Annotated in this window: 19 protein-coding genes; 8 read left to right on the plus strand and 11 right to left on the minus strand. The window is 55.5% G+C overall.

Annotation, left to right across the window (positions count from 1 at the left end; all coding sequences use genetic code 11):
* The first annotated feature begins 9 nt into the window (after positions 1–9).
* The 8 genes from TH25_RS06495 to TH25_RS06530 all read left to right on the plus strand — a co-directional run bounded on the left by TH25_RS06495 (position 10) and on the right by TH25_RS06530 (position 8,024).
* Positions 10–894, plus strand: a complete 885-nt coding sequence (locus tag TH25_RS06495) for a carbohydrate ABC transporter permease (RefSeq protein ID WP_114087614.1) — start codon at positions 10–12, stop codon at positions 892–894.
* Positions 895–902: 8 nt separating this feature from the next.
* Positions 903–1,796 (plus strand): carbohydrate ABC transporter permease, encoded by an 894-nt coding sequence (locus TH25_RS06500; RefSeq protein WP_114087615.1) that lies wholly within the window; start codon positions 903–905, stop codon positions 1,794–1,796.
* A gap of 5 nt (positions 1,797–1,801) precedes the next feature.
* Positions 1,802–2,887 carry an ABC transporter ATP-binding protein gene (locus tag TH25_RS06505; RefSeq protein WP_114087772.1) on the plus strand — a complete coding sequence of 362 codons (1,086 nt, stop codon included), beginning with the start codon at positions 1,802–1,804 and terminating at the stop codon, positions 2,885–2,887.
* 40 nt (positions 2,888–2,927) lie between these two features.
* Positions 2,928–3,674, plus strand: a complete 747-nt coding sequence (locus tag TH25_RS06510) for a sugar phosphate isomerase/epimerase family protein (RefSeq protein WP_114087616.1) — start codon at positions 2,928–2,930, stop codon at positions 3,672–3,674.
* A 12-nt stretch (positions 3,675–3,686) separates the two neighbouring features.
* Positions 3,687–4,835, plus strand: a complete 1,149-nt coding sequence (locus TH25_RS06515; protein ID WP_114087617.1) for a Gfo/Idh/MocA family protein — start codon at positions 3,687–3,689, stop codon at positions 4,833–4,835.
* A gap of 44 nt (positions 4,836–4,879) precedes the next feature.
* Positions 4,880–5,938, plus strand: a complete 1,059-nt coding sequence (locus TH25_RS06520) for a sugar phosphate isomerase/epimerase family protein (protein WP_114087618.1) — start codon at positions 4,880–4,882, stop codon at positions 5,936–5,938.
* Positions 5,939–6,029: 91 nt separating this feature from the next.
* Positions 6,030–7,193: a Gfo/Idh/MocA family protein gene (locus tag TH25_RS06525; protein ID WP_114087619.1), complete on the plus strand. Its 1,164-nt coding sequence runs from the start codon at positions 6,030–6,032 to the stop codon at positions 7,191–7,193.
* 258 nt (positions 7,194–7,451) lie between these two features.
* The gene (locus TH25_RS06530) at positions 7,452–8,024 is read left to right on the plus strand and encodes a cysteine hydrolase family protein (protein ID WP_114087620.1); all 573 of its coding nucleotides are present in this window, start codon (positions 7,452–7,454) and stop codon (positions 8,022–8,024) included.
* Positions 8,025–8,102: 78 nt separating this feature from the next.
* Here the strand turns inward: TH25_RS06530 and TH25_RS06535 are convergent, their stop codons facing one another.
* The 11 genes from TH25_RS06535 to TH25_RS06585 form a co-directional block, all read right to left on the minus strand.
* A complete protein-coding gene (locus TH25_RS06535) occupies positions 8,103–9,296 on the minus strand; it encodes a sulfotransferase family protein (protein WP_258549058.1) in 1,194 nt (397 codons plus the stop codon).
* A complete protein-coding gene (locus TH25_RS06540; protein WP_114087621.1) occupies positions 9,293–10,042 on the minus strand; it encodes a hypothetical protein in 750 nt (249 codons plus the stop codon). The genes TH25_RS06535 and TH25_RS06540 overlap by 4 nt, the downstream gene beginning before the upstream one ends.
* Before the next feature lie 24 nt (positions 10,043–10,066).
* Positions 10,067–10,342: a hypothetical protein gene (locus tag TH25_RS06545; protein WP_114087622.1), complete on the minus strand. Its 276-nt coding sequence runs from the start codon at positions 10,340–10,342 to the stop codon at positions 10,067–10,069.
* Positions 10,339–11,727, minus strand: a complete 1,389-nt coding sequence (locus TH25_RS06550; protein WP_258549059.1) for an arylsulfotransferase family protein — start codon at positions 11,725–11,727, stop codon at positions 10,339–10,341. Before TH25_RS06550 ends, TH25_RS06545 begins: the two co-directional genes overlap by 4 nt.
* 365 nt (positions 11,728–12,092) lie before the next feature.
* Complete coding sequence (locus TH25_RS06555) at positions 12,093–12,587, minus strand: Lrp/AsnC family transcriptional regulator (RefSeq protein ID WP_114087624.1); 495 nt, start codon at positions 12,585–12,587, stop codon at positions 12,093–12,095.
* Positions 12,584–13,585: a N(2)-acetyl-L-2,4-diaminobutanoate deacetylase DoeB gene (gene doeB / locus TH25_RS06560; RefSeq protein ID WP_114087625.1), complete on the minus strand. Its 1,002-nt coding sequence runs from the start codon at positions 13,583–13,585 to the stop codon at positions 12,584–12,586. The genes TH25_RS06555 and doeB overlap by 4 nt, the downstream gene beginning before the upstream one ends.
* 87 nt (positions 13,586–13,672) lie before the next feature.
* Positions 13,673–14,854, minus strand: coding sequence for an ectoine hydrolase DoeA (gene doeA / locus TH25_RS06565; protein WP_114087626.1), 1,182 nt, complete (start codon positions 14,852–14,854; stop codon positions 13,673–13,675).
* A 31-nt stretch (positions 14,855–14,885) separates the two neighbouring features.
* Positions 14,886–15,878, minus strand: a complete 993-nt coding sequence (locus TH25_RS06570) for a cyclodeaminase (RefSeq protein WP_114087627.1) — start codon at positions 15,876–15,878, stop codon at positions 14,886–14,888.
* A 3-nt stretch (positions 15,879–15,881) separates the two neighbouring features.
* Positions 15,882–16,910, minus strand: coding sequence for a hydroxyectoine utilization dehydratase EutB (eutB, locus tag TH25_RS06575; protein ID WP_114087628.1), 1,029 nt, complete (start codon positions 16,908–16,910; stop codon positions 15,882–15,884).
* A 14-nt stretch (positions 16,911–16,924) separates the two neighbouring features.
* Positions 16,925–17,707, minus strand: a complete 783-nt coding sequence (locus TH25_RS06580) for a maleate cis-trans isomerase family protein (RefSeq protein WP_114087629.1) — start codon at positions 17,705–17,707, stop codon at positions 16,925–16,927.
* Positions 17,708–17,796: 89 nt separating this feature from the next.
* On the minus strand, positions 17,797–19,080 hold the full coding sequence (locus TH25_RS06585) for a TRAP transporter large permease (protein ID WP_114087630.1): 1,284 nt from the start codon (positions 19,078–19,080) through the stop codon (positions 17,797–17,799).
* Positions 19,081–19,083 lie beyond the last annotated feature (3 nt).

Genomic DNA, 19,083 nt, shown 5'->3' on the forward strand with positions numbered 1-19,083 from the left:
GGATTTGCCATGAAACGCAAAACCCGGATGTGGTCCAATTTGTCTGCCAAGATTGCCAGCATTCCGATGCTGATCACGGCGGTGGGCGTTTTCATTCTCTGTGTTGCCTATTCGATCGCCCTGTCCTTTACCCCGTCCCGCTATTTCCCGAAATTCGATTTTATCGGGTTTGATCAGTATATCCGCCTCTGGACGACGGATCGCTGGACGATTTCGGTCTATAATCTTCTGATATTCGGTGTGCTTTTTATCGGTTTCTGTCTGGTGATCGGTTTCATTCTGGCCGTCCTGATTGATCGTAACATTCGGATGGAAGGCGTTTTTCGCACAATTTTCCTTTATCCCTATGCCTTGTCCTTTGTCGTCACCGGTTTGATCTGGCAATGGATGATGGATCCTGCACTGGGCATTCAGAATGTGGTGCGCAATCTGGGCTGGGAAAGTTTCAATTTTGCCCCGCTGACCAGTACGGAATACGCCATTTATGGCGTTGTTATTGCCGCCGTCTGGCAGGGGACGGGGCTGATCATGTGCCTGATGCTGGCCGGGTTGCGTGGTATTGACCGCGAGATTTGGAAGGCCGCACGGGTGGATGGCATCCCGCTTTGGCGGACATATGTTTTTATCATCATTCCCATGATCCGTCCGGTCATTGTCACGGCGGTTGTGCTCAAAGCGATCAGTGTGGTGCGGGTCTATGACCTGGTGGTGGCGCAAACCGGCGGTGGGCCTGGGATTGCAACCGAAGTTCCGGCCAAATTCGTCATCGATCATTTTACCGAGCGCGGCAATGTCGCCATCGCAATGGCGGCGGCAACCATGATGCTGTTGCCCGTGCTGCTGCTGGTTGGACCGTGGGTTTATAACGAATATGTACGCCGCGCGCGTGCCTAGGAGGAAACATGACACAGACACAAAATGCTGTGGCACGCGGCAGAAAACCCAAAAAAATGTCACCCGCCCGTTACGGCCTGTATGGCTTGCTGGTGATTTCGGCCACGTTCTTTTTAACCCCGCTTTACGTCATGATCGTCACCTCGCTTAAAACGCTGGATGAAGTGCGGCTGGGAAAACTGTTTGCCCTGCCGGAAACGGTGACATTTGATGCCTGGATCAAAGCCTGGAGCTCCGCCTGCACCGGTGTCACCTGCGAGGGGATTAGTCCTGGCTTCGTTAATTCCGTCCAGATCACGGTGGTTAGCGTCATCATCTCGGTCATGCTCGGCGCGGTGAATGGTTATGCCCTGTCATTCTGGCGCTATCGCGGCGCGAATGTGCTCTTTGGCATTTTGGTGATGGGGGCCTTTGTGCCGTTTCAGGCGGTGATTTACCCGTTGATCGTGTTTCAGCGCGAAATCGGTATTTTCGGTTCGCTCGCCGGGATCGTGATGGTTCACTGCATTTTCGGCATGCCCATTATCACGCTGATTTTCCGTAATTATTTTGCCTCGCTTCCGGAAGAACTGTTTAAGGCGGCGCGCATTGACGGGGCCGGTTTCTGGCAGATTTTTGTCCGCATCATGATGCCGATGTCTGTTCCCATCACTGCCGTTGCCGTGATTTTGCAAACCACGGGCATTTGGAACGATTACCTGCTGGGTCTGGTGTTTGGCGGGCGCGATAACCAGCCCATGACCGTGCAGCTTAATAACATCGTGACGACGTCGTATGGGGTGCGTGAATACAACGTCAACATGGCAGCGACCATCCTGACAGCCGCCGTGCCACTGGCGATTTATTTTCTCTCCGGCCGGTTCTTTGTCAAAGGCATCGCCGCAGGCGCAGTAAAGGGATAATGGCAATGACGCATGGTGTTTCAATACGTGATCTTTCGCTGAGTTTTGGCAGCCTTTCAGTGATCGATACCCTGAATATCGATATTCAGGAGGGCGAATTTCTGGTGCTGCTGGGGCCGTCGGGTTGTGGCAAATCAACCTTGCTCAATGTCATTGCCGGGTTGCTGGAGGCATCGGACGGCGAGGTCTGGATTTCCGGACGCAATGTGACGTGGGAGGAACCCAAGGACCGGGGTATTGGCATGGTTTTTCAGTCCTATGCCCTGTATCCGCAAATGACGGTGGAAAAGAACCTGTCATTTGGTCTTCAGGTTTCGGGCATGGCAAAGGCTGAAATTGCCAAACGGGTGGCCCGTGCGGCCGAAGTTTTACAGATTGAACCGCTGCTAAAACGTCGCCCGGCCGAACTTTCCGGCGGGCAGCGCCAGCGCGTAGCCATTGGCCGGGCCCTGGTGCGCGATGTTGATGTGTTTTTGTTTGATGAACCGCTGTCCAACCTGGATGCCAAACTGCGTGCGGAACTGCGTGTCGAAATCAAACGGCTGCATCAGAAACTTTCCAACACAATGATTTACGTCACCCATGACCAGATCGAGGCCATGACCCTGGCGGATCGTATTGCCATTATGAAGGGCGGGGTGTTGCAGCAGCTTGATACGCCACAAACCATTTACAGTCGTCCGGCAAACCGGTTTGTGGCCGGTTTTATCGGCTCGCCTGGCATGAATTTCCTGAATGTCGAGCTTGTTGAGGGTGAACATCCGGTCTTTATGATTGGCTCCACGTTTATTCCGGCAACCGGATATTCTTTTGATAGCAAAGGGTTTAAGGCCGGGCCTGTTACCTTTGGTGTGCGGCCCGAACATGTGGCAACCGGCGAGGCGGCAGAAAAACTTCCCTTCAGTATCGATGTCCCGATTGAAGTGATTGAACCGATGGGGGCCGATACGCTGGTCTGGTCCCGGTTCGAGGGACAGGAATTTACCTTTCGGATTGATTCCGAACATGACTTTCGGGTCGGCGACCAGGTTCGTATCGGTTTTGATCCCGCGCGGGCGTCGGTTTTCGATCCAAACGGCGACCGTTTGTAAGTTTTCATAAAAAGATATCGTAATCAGAGGAGACGAAGCGATGACTGTATCGTTCCAGCTTTTTAGTGCCCGTAACTTCCAGCCCTGGGAAGATGTTTTAAAACAGTTGGCCGGGCTTGGTTATCAGAATGTTGAAGGTTTTGGCGGTGTTTACGAAGACCCCAAGGCTTTTCGTGCCCTGATGGACCAAAACGGGCTGTCCATGCCCAGCGGCCATTTTTCCATCGATATGCTGGAAAACGATTTTGCCAAGGCGGCCGATATTGCGACCACATTGGGTGTGAAAACCATTATCTGCCCGTTTTTGATGCCCGATGCCCGCCCGGCGGATAAGGCCGGTTGGGTGGACTTTGCCCATCGTCTTGCGGCTGTGGGGCAAAAATGTGCTGACGCGGGATTCAAATTTGCCTGGCACAACCATGATTTTGAATTCAGAGCACTTTCGGACGGCACCATCCCGCAGGAAATTATCCTCGAACATGCGCCAGATATTGGCTGGGAAATGGATGTGGCCTGGGTCGTGCGCGGCGAGGCAGACCCGTTTGCCTGGATCGAACGTTTTGGTCCGCGCATTTGGATCGCGCATCTTAAGGATCTTGCCCCCAAGGGCGAATGTGCCGATGAAGACGGCTGGGCCGATTTTGGCGAAGGGGTGATGAAGTGGGGCGAGTTGCTTGCCGCCCTAAAGGCCCAGGGCCAGACCAGACTGTTTGTTATGGAGCATGACAAACCCGCCGATATGGCGCGGTTTGCCCGTCGTTCACTTCAGAATTTCAACCAGCTTTGAGGAGGGCGCGCAATGACCAGAACCCTGGGTGTTGGTATTGTGGGCTGTGGCAATATTTCGCAGTCCTATTTAACGCAGGCACCGCGTTTTCGCGGGATCGAAATTCGCGCCTGTGCCGATTTGAACGAGGATGCCGCCCGTGCGCGTGCCGATGAATTTGGGGTGCGTGCCGAAACCGTCGATGGTCTTCTGGCAAGCGACGATATTGACATCATCCTGAACCTGACCATCCCCTCTGCGCATTACGCGGTATCGCGCCAGGCACTGGAAGCGGGAAAACATGTTTATTCCGAAAAGCCCTTTGTGCTGGATGTTGCACAGGGGCAGGAACTGGCAAGGTTTGCCGAGTCCAAAGGGCTGCGGGTTGGTTCCGCCCCCGATACCTATTTGGGGGGCTCCCACCAGTTTGCCCGCCATTTGATTGATCAGGGTGTGGTTGGCAATATCGTGGGGGGCACTTGCCATGTCATGAGCCACGGTATGGAACACTGGCACCCCAACCCGGACTTTTTCTTTAAACCGGGGGGCGGGCCGATCCTGGATATGGGGCCATATTACGTGACCAACCTGGTGCAATTGATCGGCCCGGTCAAACGGGTGGCGGCAATTTCGTCCACCCCCGCGCCCGAACGCACCATTACCAGCCAACCTCGCAATGGCGAGAAAATTACCGTGGAAACACCCACCACCATTCAGGCGGTGCTGGAATTTGCCAATGGCGCGGTTGTGACGCTGGGGGCAAGCTGGGATGTCTGGAAAAACGGTCATGCCCCGATGGAGCTTTATGGCGCGAACGGCACGTTGCTGGTGCCTGATCCCAACTTCTTTTCCGGCGATGTATCGCACAGCGAAAGGAATGGCGATTTCGTAACCGGTCCGACGGGGTGGGATCATCCGTTTGGCATTGCCAATCGCGACCTGCCCGATGGTCGCAAGGTTGCCGATTATCGCACGGCGGGACTTGCGGATATGGCAATGGCGATTGTCGAGGGGCGGGTCGCGCGATGCGGGCTGGATGTTGCCCTGCATGTGATTGATGTTCTGACATCGATTTTGCGTTCGGGCGAAACCGGCCAGTTCGTCACACTGGAAACCACCTGTGACCGGCCCGAAGCCCTGGGGCCGGATGCCGCCCGTGCCCTGTTACACGATGCCGGTTAAATCGCGCGCCGTTAGAAAAACACACCAAAAATAAAGGAGGTCCCATGTCGCGAACATTAAAAGGACCGGCATTGTTTCTTGCCCAGTTTGCAGGGGATGACGCGCCATTCAATACCCTCGATAACATCGCCCGCTGGGCGGCTGGGCTGGGTTACAAGGGGGTGCAAATTCCCAGTTGGGACAGCCGGTTGATTGATCTGGAACGTGCGGCGACCAGTAAGGATTACTGCGATGAAATTCACGGTATCCTTGCCCGGCATGGTTTAACCCTGACAGAGCTTGCTACCCATCTTCACGGCCAATTGGTGGCGGTGCATCCGGCCTATGATGAATTGTTTGACGGTTTTGCCCATCCCTCGGTGCATAAAAACCCCAAGGCACGGCAGGAATGGGCGGTTCAGCAGATCGAACATGCCATTGCGGCATCGGCCAATCTGGGCCTGGGAAATATGGGGTCTTTTACCGGGTCGCTGGCCTGGCCTTATATTTACCCCTGGCCGCAACGCCCGGCAGGGTTGGTCGAGGCCGCCTTTGACGAACTTGCCAAACGCTGGCGGCCCTTGCTGGACAAGGCTGACGCGGCGGGGGTGAATATCTGTTATGAAATCCATCCCGGCGAGGATGTGTTTGATGGTGCCACCTTCGAGATGTTTCTGGATCGGTTGAAGGGGCATTCACGGTGTAATATCCTGTATGATCCCAGTCATTTTCAGCTTCAGATGCTCGATTATCTGGATTTCATCGACATTTACGCCGACCGTATCAGGATGTTCCACGTCAAGGATGCCGAATTTAATCCCAGCGGCAAACAGGGGGTTTATTCCGGCTATCAGGGCTGGGTCGGACGGGCGGGTCGGTTCCGCTCGCTCGGCGACGGGCAGATTGATTTCGGGGCGATTTTTTCCAAACTGACGGCACTGGGCTTTGATGGCTGGGCCGTGCTGGAATGGGAATGCGCCTTGAAACATCCGGAAGACGGGGCGCGTGAGGGGGCGGCCTTCATTCGCGATCATATCATTCGGGTGACGGAACATGCCTTTGACGATTTCGCCGGAAGCGGGGTGGATGATGCCACCAACCGGAAGATATTGGGCCTGTCCTGAGTGATCGGCTGATGACTGGCCTGGTCTGAAGCAGGCCAGGCCATTCCCAAGGCCACATAGACGCATAATAACAGACGACAAGGAGATTTCGATGGTTGGACCTGCAAACGACCCCGCAAGCCCGCCCCGCCGTTTGCGGCTTGGCATGGTGGGCGGGGGCCAGGGGGCCTTTATCGGCGCGGTACATCGTTTGGCCGCCCGGATGGATAACCGCTATGATTTGGTCGCTGGCGCTTTGTCATCCCGGTCGGATGTGGCGCGGGCATCGGCGGCGGAGTGTTTTATCGCCCCGGACCGCGCCTATGACGATTTTCGGGAAATGGCACAGCGTGAAGCCGAACGCGAAGATGGCATTGAGGTGTGTGCTATCGTCACCCCCAATAACCTGCATTTTCCGGCAGCAATGGCGATGCTGGATGCCGGGATTCATGTGATTTGCGACAAGCCGCTATGCATGAGCGTTGAGGAAGGCGAACAACTTGCCGCCAAAATCGAGGAAACCGGACTGCTTTTTGCCCTGACCCATAATTACACCGCCTATCCAATGGTGCGCGAAGCCCGCGACATGGTGCGCAGTGGCAAGCTGGGCAATATCCGGCTGGTGCAGGTGGAATATCCGCAAGGCTGGCTGGCAACGCCGGTCGATAACAAACAGGCAAGCTGGCGGGCGGACCCGGCCAAGGCCGGGCCGGGCGGAGCATTGGGCGATATTGGCACCCATGCCCATAACCTGGCGGATTTTGTCACCGGCTTGGAAATTTCCGAACTGTGTGCGGATCTTTCCAGCATGGTCGAAGGGCGTGCACTGGATGACAATGTTCAGATATTGCTGCGTTATAAAAACGGCGCGCGCGGCATGTTATGGGCCAGCCAGGTGGCCATTGGCCATGAAAACGGTTTGAAACTGCGTGTGTATGGCGACAAGGGCGCGATTGAATGGGCCCAGGAACATCCCAATCACATGTATTTCCGCCAACTCGATGAACAGCCCCGCCTGATGACACGCGGCGGGCCGGGAAACAGTGCCGCAGGCGGACGGGTACGTGTGCCTTCCGGCCATGCTGAAGGCTATCTGGAAGGCTTTGCCACCCTTTATACCGACTTTGCCGACCAGCTTTGTGCCCGGATTGATGGTCATATCCCCAATGCCGAGGCCGCCCTGGTGCCCGGTATTGCCGAAGGGCTGAACGGGATGCGCTTTATCGAGGCGGTGATTGCCTCCTCGCAGCGCGGTGCAAGCTGGACCAGTATGTAAGTCCTTTATAACGACATTCATGGCTGAATCAATGGCAATCGGGGCGGTACAGTGCGTAAGCGGGTACCGCCCTTTTTTCGTCAGGTTGGTGTTAAAGGCCGGGTGCCGGGGCCGGGTATTCAATGTAACGCATTATTCTGTTGGTCATGTTTGATCATTTTTGTGCTAAAAATTACATATCGATGTTATGAGGGGCATATTGTGAATGATGGACCATTATCCGTTTGCAGAGGTGGCCTTTGCTGGAAAGCTTGACGCATGAAAAGCGCCCTTTTGATTATTGATGTGCAAAAAGCCGTGCTGGCAGACGATGATTTGTTGCCGGATCGTCGCAAAATTGTGGACGCCGCGTTTGATAGAACGGTGGAACGGTTGCGCCAGCTTCAAATAAAGGCGCGAGTGGCAGATGTGCCGGTAATTTTGGTGCAGCACGATGGCGGCACGGGCGACTTGCTGGAACGTGGCAGCGATGGCTGGCAAATCCGTGACGAGATTGCACCGTTAGCTGGCGACATTGTTGTTGAAAAACGCAGTGCGGATTCCTTTTACAACACCTGCCTGTCGGCAGTTTTGGCGGAACATGGCATTACCCATTTGGTGGCGGGGGGCTGCATGTCGCAATATTGTGTCGATACCACGCTGCGCCGGGCAGTGTCGCTGGGCTATGACGTCACCTTGATTGGCGATGGTCACACCACGTCTGACACGGCAAGCCTGCCCTATGATGATATTGTGCGTCATCACAACGAAACACTGAACAATTTCCGGGCTGGGACCAGATTTATCCGGCTGGAAAATGCCGCCGATATTTCGTTTGCCAAATGTGACTAACTCTTTGGGCCGGGCCCAAACACACCTCGAAGCCGTGACTGCCTGGGGCGTGTTTGGGGTGCTTTGATCTCGGCAGGTTTAGGCGCGTTTGTTACTGTTGCCAATTTCGGCAGGTTGTTGGTCATCGGCCAGGTTTTCATAGCCAAACCGGGCGGCGGCGATGCCGGTCAGTTCGCGAATGGTGGTGATTTCCGCATCGCTGAATTTGGGTTTGTAATAGCCGGGGGCATGGATGGTCGGTGCGACGTCATCAATGATGCTCCCGGCATTTTCCATGTCAACATGGGCAAAAAGCCGTTCAAGCTGTTGGCGTGGCGCGGCAACAAAATCCTCGTAACGGACGACCAGGGTCGCCTCGCGCAATTTCGGATTGATCGACAGACGGTCAGCCAGGAAATGGTGCAGATTGGCCCAATATTGGGCCCAGCCTTCAACCTCGCGGCCTTCTTCCCACAGGGCGGCGATTTGCCGGGTGGTGTGGGTATCGCCAACATTGATCGGGCGGCGGTCCAGGCCAAATTCGTAATGGCCGACGCGCTGCATATGCGCCAGCGCGCGCGGATTACCCTCTTCACCTTTGCAAAACAGGCTGTGTTGCTTGGCAAGGGAGGCAATATGCCAAAGCGGGTCACGCACCGGTAGCACAAAGCGCGCATCGGGAAATATCGAGAGCAGATATTCCATGCGCGTGATCAGGTAATTGGCCTTTGAGACATAACGCGAGCCACCCCTAATCGCGATCATTTTACGGATATGGTCACGATAGAAATTTTCAAAGGCCTCGTTGCTGACCTCACTACCCAGCACGTTGCTGTGATTGATATCATGCAAATGGTCAAAAAACGCCATCCAGATCACTTCCTCGAAGGCTTCGGGGCTTTCGGGCGTGATATTGATGCCATCGGCATGGGTGCGTTCCACGGCCACCTGCTGGCGCGGTTTGGGGGCCAGGTCAACGAATTTGTTCCACAGATAGGGCGTAAAAACCGGCGGATAATCGCGGTAGCGATGGGTGGCTGCTGCCGGGTGCTTCGCCAGTGTTTCAAGCAGGATAGTACTGCCGGAGCGCGCCAGCCCGGCAACAAAAACCGGCTTTTCGATGGTGACATCGGCAATGGCGTCACCGGCCATTTTGGTGTCGAAATTGCCAAAACTGATCCAGCGTTGCGGATGATCGGCAATTTGCCCGCTAATCCAGTGATCCCACCCCGAAACATGAAAAGCGGCACCCTTGGACGGCTTCTGGTCGCTGGTTTGTGTCATGTTGTTCATTCGATGCGGAATCCTTTTTTAATCGCCACGGAAACCACAATCAGCATGACAAAGAATGTCAGCTCCCATCCACGCGCCCAGGACGGGCCGATAGGGATGATTTCCTGTGCCGGAAGGTCAAAACGGATCTGCTGGATCGGCGTGTTGTCGGGCAAATAACCCGCCGGATTACCGATCAGGGTATTCCACCACTGTTTATGCCCAATGACGGGAACAGCGGCCTGAAGGGGGATGACAATGTCGCTTTTGCCGGTATCGGTGGTGGTGGAAACCCGCACAATCGGGCAGGCCCCGCCATTTTCCGATACCGGGCGTGTGCCAATCTGTTCGACATGGGCATCGCCCGGCAGGGCGGTAATGGTGGTTTGGGTGCCCGGGGCCGGGCACGTATAGCCATATTCTTCATCCATCCAGACCAGCATGGAAAGGGCGGGCAGCGATGCCACCACTGCCGGGATCAGAATAACGCCAACAAGTTTCAGGGAATGTCCCAACTGGGCCTTTGCCAGGCGCATGCCTTCGCCAAAATCCTCGCCGTCATCCTCGGCCATTGCCTTGCGCGATTGGGCAACGTCCTCCTTGACCTTTTTGATGCGCTTTTGCGGTGACAGCACCGCATAAAGGGCCATCGAGATGATGGCGCAGATCACCGACCAGGCGATGATACGGCCCAGTGGGCCGAATGCGTCGGCCATAAGGGCATCAAGCCAGTTAAAGGCGGGGGCAGGCCAGTCAAAAATACCCATGAGATTTACCGTATTCCTGTTGGCTTAGGCACTGTGTTGATCAGACTTGGCGGCGGTGGCCTGTGCGTTTGCACTGGCAGAGGCATTTTTGCGCCGCTTGCTGCGCATCATTTTGCGGATCGGCCACAACAACACAAATCCAATTGCCACGCCAACAGCGGCAATAACAGCCCACAATGCGCTTAGCAGGCTTAAACCGGCACCCGGCCCGACATAGGCCTGGGCGGGCATGGCGGTCAGAAGCGGGGCCAGGGCAATAACGGCACCGGCAATGCTCAGGTTTTTAAGGGTCGGCTTCATTGGTCTTCTCCTTTCGTGGGGGAAGAGAACAGCGCGGCGCGGTCGTCAAAAATGCGCTCGGCCTGTGAAACGATGGGGATCAGTTTTTCGCCGGGTTTTTCGGGGTTGTCGCGGCGGATGGGGTTATAGAATTCCCATACAATTTCGCCATCTTTATTTACCTCAAACAGGCGTCCCGGCGTTGATTCCGTGATCAAAGTGTTGCCATTGGGCAAACGTTCCTGATCGGACCGGATGTCGCTATAGAAAAAGTGGTCTTTGTCGCCGTCATATTCCCAGGTAATGCCCCCGGTTTTCGGGTCAAACTGAAGGACTCGGGACATTCCGGCATCGGGGTCATCCAACTGGCCCTGATTGTCAAACAGCAGGATATCGCCATTGGGCAGAAGGTCCGGGTCATGCTGGCCCAGCCAGGGGCCGCGTGTTGCCCAGACGATTTTTTCCTGGTCCAGGTCCAGCACGGCAATAATGCCGAGATCGCGGAAGGACAGCAAAACGTCGCCTTCCTTGCCATAAGGGAAGTTTTTGGCCGTCTCGGCGGTAATCACCTCGATCGTGTTGGTGTGCAGGACGTCTTCCTTGGAATAATACGGCGCAAAATCCAGCAAATGGTCATAAGGCGAATTGATCATCGCATCGAGGATGGAAACCTTTTTGATCTCCTTGCCTTCGGGCGAGAGCACAACGGCAAAATCATCGAGACGCGGCGGTTTAAGCTGGGTACGATAGGGGTAGCTATTGTTGCGGAATTCCTGGGTCAGGGCATAAACCCTGCCATCCTTATCGACGGAAAAGTCGTGATGGGCCGTGCCCAAATAGCCCCAGACAACATTTGAATCCTTGTCGATCCTTGCCAGGCCATAGCCATAGGGCGTGTCGCCTGCGGCGGTATATTGCACAATCAAATCGCCATTGGGTTGCATCTTGGCGGTGTGCCAGTGCATATATTCGTCTTTTTGCGGGTTCTTGATCGGCGAGCTGTCATTGTAGATTTTGCTAAAGGGCGTGTTCCATTCATGAACAATGTTACCCTTCATATCGATCAGCACCGCATGGGGGCCATCGCCCGAAGAATAGAGCGTCAGGCCATTCTGGGCGCGGTTTTCATCATAAACGGTAACGCCCTTTTTGTCGTTCCGGGCGGGCGACCAGAAATCCAGTCGGCCAATGTCGTTATACTGGGTTTCCTTTTCCCACAGGGCGACACCGGCCTTCCACGCATTGCGCAAATATTGCGATGGCGGAATATCGGCCAGCATGATTGTAGCACCGGCCGAGAAGCTGAGTGCAGCAATGCCCACGATAAAAATGGCAAAAAAGCCGCGATCGCCACCTTCATCATCCGATGGGGGCGGTGTCCGGTTTTCTTTTTCTGGTGACGGCACGCCTAAAACCTCCAAATTCATCCATGCCCGAAGGTTAAACAGGCCGCGGGGCAATTTTACGGCTAATCGTCGGGTAAATAGGGCCTTTTAGCCGCTTTTTGCCCCGGTTTCGCCAAATAGTTTAATTTTTGTGGCGTTTTACACGGTTGTTCTTTTTTAATTTGCGGTGCATGGAAATAACGTCATTTTGCGATATTTAATCGATGTCTAAGGTTTTGAAATACGGTAAAAAATACGGTGGCATATGCTAATATTGCATTGCAGGACAGGGCGGCTTGATCGGCCAAAATAAAAGCCCTGTCGCCAGCGAATGGCGATGCAGGGCTTTTTGCCTTTGGGGCGGGGTAAAAACACCCGATTTTGGGTTATTTTTGCCGTTTCGGCAGGTCAATGAGCGATTCCAGCGGCGGATCAGGGGTGAATTTCACCTTTTTGGTGACGATATAGGTGAAATAGCGGTCAATGCCGATCCGCGCGATCAATAAACGGTCGATCAGGCGTTGATAGGAATCGACATCCCGACACAGAATTTTCAGCATGTAGTCCACACCGCCGCCAAGCGCGTAACATTCGGTGATTTCGGGAATGTCCTGCACGGCGCGTTCAAAGGTGCTGAAATCTTCGTGCTGGTGATTGCGCAGGGTAACTTCTGTCATCACCAGAGTTGGTTTGGTCAGTTCTTCAAGATTGATACGGGCGTGATAGCCGGAAATAACGCCCAGATCCTCTAGGCGTTTTAGCCGTTCCCAGCACGGGCTTGGCGAAAGGTTCACCGCCTCGGCCAGTTTGACCTTGGTGATGCGCCCTTCGCGTTGCAGCGTGAGCAAGATCTTCAGATCCTGTTCATCAAGCCGGATCATGCAGGCACCATATCGGCAATGACAGCAAGGCAATCGCCCATTTTGATTTGGCCGGGATAATGGCGGCAGGACAGGATGCCATCGCGCGGTGCCGTATAGACGGTGGCGGGCACACCGGTGCGCTCGGTGTCGTAAATCCGGGCCAAAACCTCGCCTTTTTTGACCGTTTCGCCGAGGTCAATACAGGGTTCAAACAGCCCGGTATTTTCGCTGGCAACAAAACAGCTGCCATCAGGCATATCCAGCATCACGCTTTTTTCCGGCAGGTCAATTTCGCCTGAAACAATCCCGGCATGGATCAGGAAATTGCGCACGCCACGGTCCGCAATGGCCACCCGTTCAGCCGTGGTCGCACCACCGCCGCCCAGTTCGGTGGTGACAAAGGTTTTACCGGCTTCTTCAACCACGGTGTCAAACATGCCAACACTGTCAAGTTCCAGCATCATCATCGAATAGGGGGCACCAAACGCCTGCATGGCGGCAACACAGGCTGCTTCCTGCTTTTTGTCGGGCAAAACGTGAACCGCCGCAAAGGGCACAAAATCCAGCGTTTTGCCGCCCGAGTGCATATCAAGGACAAAGTCTGCCTCAGGCACCAGATAGCGGAAAACATAATCGGCGATTTTTTCCGTGACGGTGCCATTGGGGCGACCGGGAAAGGTGCGGTTGAGGTTGCCCTTGTCGATGGGGGATGTGCGCGAGGCATTTTGAAAGGCCGGATAATTCATGGCGGGCAGAATAATGATGCGGCCGGTAATTTCTGTTGCCGCCAGGCTGCTAGCCAGTTTGAACAGCGAAACCGGGCCTTCATATTCATCCCCGTGATTGCCACCGGTCAGAAGGGCGGTGGGGCCCTCGCCATTTTTAATCACCGTGATGGGGATCATAACCGCACCCCAGGCGGAATCATCGCGCGAATAGGGCAGCTTTAAAAAGCCGTGAAAAACCCCGTCGGTATCGAGCGGGATGGTTGGCGTGATGGGGGAGGCATGTGTCATGGGCCGTAATCCTTGATGAAAAGGCAGGGTTGCCGCGACCTTCGGCAACCCCGGTTTATGGATATGTGCAACCGGTAGGCACGGGGGCTAGTTTTTCACGAACAACTGGCGTGGGAAGTTGGTCAGTGTTTTTGAGCCCTGTTCCGTGATCATCAGGCTTTCGGTAATTTCAATGCCCCAATCCTCGAACCACAGGCCTGGCATGAAATGGAATGTCATGCCCGGTTCCAGCACGGTACGGTCGCCAGGCCGCAGGCTCATGGTGCGTTCGCCCCAGTCGGGCGGATAGGAAAGCCCGATGGGATAGCCACAACGGCTGTCTTTTTCGATGCCGAATTTTTGCAATACGCCAAAAAACGCCTTGGCAATATCCTCGCAGACATTGCCGGGTTTTGCCGCTTCCAGACCGGCCTGAAGGCCTTCGATCAGGGCACTTTCGGCATCGAGGAATCGCTGGTCCGGATCGCCCAGGTAAACCGTGCGCGAAAGCGGCGCATGATAGCGTTTGTAACAGCCGGCAATTTCAAAAAACGTTCCCGCATCATGGGGGATGGGTTTGTCATCCCAGGTCAGATGCGGCGCACTGGCATCTACACCCGATGGCAGCAGGGGCACAATGGCCGGGTAATCGCCGCCAATGCCTTCAACACCGACAATACCGGTACGGTAAATTTCCGCGACCAGTTCGTTTTTCTTCATGCCCGGTTCGACAACTTCGATAATCCGTTCGTGCATATATTCGACAATACGCGCGGCCTGGCGCATATAGAAAATTTCCTGCTCGGATTTGACGGCGCGCTGCCAGTTTACAAGGGCGGTGGCGTCCTTGAAGGTGGCATTGGGCAGATGCGTTTGCAGCTGCAAATAACAGCGGGCCGAAAAATAGTAATTGTCCAGCTCCACCCCGATATGGCGCGTCCCCCAGCCGCGTGATTCAATAATCTCGGACAGGTAATCCATCGGGTGATGGGTGGTGTTTTGCACAAAATAGTCCGGATAGGGAATGATCCGGTCATGGGGCATGTAAACGGTGCGTTTTGCCCCGTTTGAATCCTGTGACCGTCCATACCAGATGGGATCATCCTCGATCGGGATCAGGACACATTGATGCACGTAAAAGGACCAGCCGTCATAGCCGGTAAGCCAGGCCATGTTTGACGGATCGGTCACGATCAGAAGATCAATGCCCTTTTCGATCATGGCTTTTTTGGTTTTATCCAGTCGCACGGCATATTCTTCGCGCGTAAAATTCAATTCAACCTGGCTCATTGCAGGCCTCCAAAGCAGGGCAGCGCCCTAATCAGGAAACGATCTCGGTGCCGGCATTCGATGCGTCGCATCTTTGCCGGGCGAGGGTGGCGATTGCGGTGTCCTGGACACCTGTTCCGGTCAGGTCGCAAAGCGTAATCTGCCGGGCGTCGCTGCGCCCCATCGCAGATCCGGCAATGACCTGACCCAGTTCTGTCTGGCGACTGTTGGCATTAGCCAGTCCGGCATCAATGGCGTGATGAAGTTCGCCAAGAATGCGGCACTGGGCCGTGCTGTCGCAGACATAAAGATCCGCCCTGGCAAACAGGGCCGGATCAATTTCGTTTTTATGTTCGGCGTCCGAGCCCATTGCCGTCACATGGGTGCCCGGGGCAATCCAGTCCGCCTGAACAATCGGGCTTCGGGCCGGGGTGGTGGTAACAACGATGTCCGCCCCGTCGCAGGCGGCCTTGCCATCGTCGGTGGCGGAAACGGCGATACCCAGATCGCGGCTGGTGTCGCGGGCGGCTTTTTCCGCCCTGGCAATATCGCGCCCCCAAATGGTGGCCGTGGTGATGGGCCGCACCAGTGCAAGGGCCGCCAGTTGCAACCGGGCCTGAACGCCGGTGCCAAAAATGGCGGCGTGGCTGGCATCCTTGCGGGCAAGATGACGGGCCGCAACACCACCCGCCGCAGCGGTACGAATGTCAGTCAAATAGCCATTATCAAGTAAAACCGCCTCCAAAAGCCCGGTTTTGGCGGAAAACAGGTTCATCAAGCCGTTGACCGAGGGCAGCCCCAGCTTGGGATTGTCAAAAAAGCCGGGGCTGATTTTAATCGCAAAGCTGTCTACCCCCGGCACATAGGCGGTTTTGACGTCAACTTCGCCGTTGTGATCCTCGATATCCAGGCGCAGGATGGGTGGCATGCGCACATCCTGTGTTGCCAGGGCATGGAACGCCTCTTCGACGCATTTGATGGCATCAAGGTCGAGGGTGACAACGTTGCGCAATTCGCTTTCGGTCAGAATCCGGATATTGGGCATGAGTCATGCTCCCTTTTCACTGGATGCTGGTTTGGACTGTTCTGCCTCTTGGGCAAGGTCAACATCTTCGCCGCCAATGATGCGGCGATGCAGGCCCATATCGATATTGCAGCCGGTGCTAAGTACTACGGTGCGACCGGGATTATCGATCAATCCGGCGCGAAGGGCGGCAATGCCAACGGCGGCAGCCCCTTCGATCACCTGTTGGTCATCGACATAGGCGGCACGAATGCCATCGGCAATCTGGGCTTCGTTGACCAGAACAAAATCGTCGGTCAGATCGCCGCACATATCGAATGTATACATATTGTTTTCGCCAATGCCACCACCCAGGCTGTCGGCAAGGCTGGGCCATTCGCGCACCGAGGTCGGCTTGCCCGCTTGCAGGCTTTCGATCATGGCGCAGCCGCGCTCCATCGAAATACCAACGACCCGGATGGCCGGATTAATCGACTTGGCCGCCAGCGCCACACCGGCCAAAAGTCCACCCCCCGAAAGGGGCACCAACAGGGTTTCGGCATCGGGCAGTTGCTCCAGCACTTCGACACCAAGGGTTCCCTGTCCGGCAATCACATCGGCATGGTCAAAGGGCGGCAGCATGATCATGCCGTCGTCTTTGACCAGGCGATCCACTTCCTTTTGGGCTTCGTCCTGGGACTGGCCCGAAATCAGGATTTCAGCACCCTGGGCGCGGATACCCGCGACCTTGTTTTCTGGTACCAGTTCGGACATGCAAATGACCGCACGAACCCCGGCATTACGCGCCGCATTGGCAAGTGCACGGCCATAATTGCCGGTGGAAACACCGACAACGCCTTTGGCCTTTTCATCATCCGTCAGGCTTAAAACGGCATTGGCCGCCCCGCGCAGTTTAAAGCTGCCGGTATATTGCTGGTGTTCGCATTTCAGCCACACCGGGCTTCCGACATGGTCAGATAGGCTCTGGCTGGGGCGAAGGGGTGTATTTATCACATGTCCGGCGATGCGCTTGCGGGCTGCAAGGATATCGCCAAGGGTAATCGGCTCTTTCATTGCGACCTCGTTGCTCAGGCGGTTGGTGGTTTATGGTCAAACAGGCTGCCAAAACCCGTGACGGGTTTGTCATAATTCATCAGGTTCAGGGCGTGCCAGACCAGGGCCTGATTGCTGGTAATGACCGGCTTGCCCAAAAGCTGTTCGGTGCGTTGCGCAATTTCGGCAGACCGGATGGCGGTGCAGGAAATGAACACCGCATCGGCATCATCGGTATTGGCCTTAAGGGCTGCTGCCATAATTACGTCAGGCGGGATGGCCGTCATATCCGGGTCGTTTTCCAGGCCAAAACCAAGGATACGGGTTGGCTCAAACCCCTGTTTGGCAAAGCCGTCGGCGACTGCGGCGGTTACATCCAGAATATAAGGGGCGACAATGGCAATTTTTTGCGCCTTCACGCTACTTAGCGCCATATGTGACGCCAATAAGGGATTGGTAACGTTGCAGCCCGGCATGCCTTCCCGGATCAGGGCGGCAATCCGGTCTGATCCGTTAACCACCGTACCGGATGTACAGCCGAAAATGGCAACATCAACACCAAAACCGGGCAACAGGGTGTGGGCGGCACGCGGTAAATCATCGGCCATTGCCCGCAGGCTATCAACCGTGATGGGGTTGGCATTGGCAATGCGCGTGGTGAACAGGCGTACATCATTTGGCAGGATGTGGCGCAGGTCATCTTCACTGTTAAAGTCGGTTGCCAGCGTAATCAGCCCGACCCGGCCTGCCGGGCCCACCGGGTCGGGTTTGTAGCTTATATCGGCCAGCTCTGGTGTGATGCCGGTAGGGGCTGACATCGTTTATTGCTCCGTCCAAACAGTAACGTCGTTGCCAAGGCCGAAAACCGGGGTTTCCGCCCCGGTTTTTTGACGGGGCGGAAACAGTGTTAACGGAAGGCGGTTTCAGGCAGAAAGGTTGCGATCTGCGGGAAGAAAATCAACAGAACCGCTACCAGCAACAGCATGCAGATAAAGGGTGGTGTGCCCTTGATGACTTCGGCATAGGGTCGCCTGAAGATGGCGATGGCCGTGAAAATGTCGCACCCGAACGGTGGTGTTGCCGACCCGATTGCCACCTGCAATGTCACCAGTGTCCCGACCAGGATCGGATCAATTCCGGCATTGTTGACCAGCGGCATGAAGATCGGCGTCAACACCAGAATGACCACAATCGGGTCCACGAACATGCAGCCAATGAAAAAGGCAATCGAGATGGCAAACAGGATGGTGTAGGGACCGGCACTATCAAGGGCCAGCGCGCCAATCACCGCCTGCGGGATCTGGGCGAAGGAAATGACAAACGAAAATGTCGTGCCTGCACCCACCAGAATAAACACCACAGCCGTGATCAGCCCGGTGGAGCGGGCAATTTCCAGCAGTTCGTGCCATTTGACGGACCGGAAAATGAGGACTTCAAGGATGATGGCATAAATTACCGAGACGGCGGCAACTTCGGTCGGGCTGACCCAGCCCAGATAAATACCGCCAACAATCAGCACCGGGAACATGATGGCGGGTCCGGCATTGATCACGGCCTTGCCACGTTCAAGCCAGGTGCGACGCGGGATGGTGGGAATGTCGTGGTGTTTCGCATACCAGACCGAATAGGCCGAAAACAGCAGCAAAATCAGCACACCCGGGCCAATACCGGCAATGAACAGTTCGCCGATGGAAACCTTGCCGACCACGCCAAACACGATCATGCCGATCGAGGGCGGGATCAGAAAGGCGATGTCACTGGCATTAATGATCAATGCCATTGTGAAGCTGTCTTTATAGCCCGCCTCAAGCATTTTGGGGCGGAGCGGCCCCCCCATTGCCACCACGGTGGCCTGGGTGGAACCGGAAACCGCGCCAAACAATGTACAGCCTAGTGCCGTTGTTACGGCCAGGCCGCCGCGGATATGGCCAACAAAGGTCATGGCGAGGTCGATCAGGCGGCTTGCGGTGCGGCCTTTGGTCACAATATCGGCCGCGAAAATGAACATTGGCACCGCAATCAGCGCAACGGGGCTGATACCGCTGACCATTTGCTGAATGATTATCTGGTGCGGGATGGGCATGAAAAACGCAAAGGCAATGACACTGGCCGCTGCCAGCGGCACCATCATGGGAAAGCCCAGCAAAAGCAGGCCCAGCATGACGATGATGATTGTTGTCCCTAAATCCATTGT

The organism is Thalassospira profundimaris, assembly GCF_003326755.1.
In the GTDB taxonomy this organism is placed as follows: Bacteria; Pseudomonadota; Alphaproteobacteria; order Rhodospirillales; family Thalassospiraceae; genus Thalassospira; species Thalassospira profundimaris_B.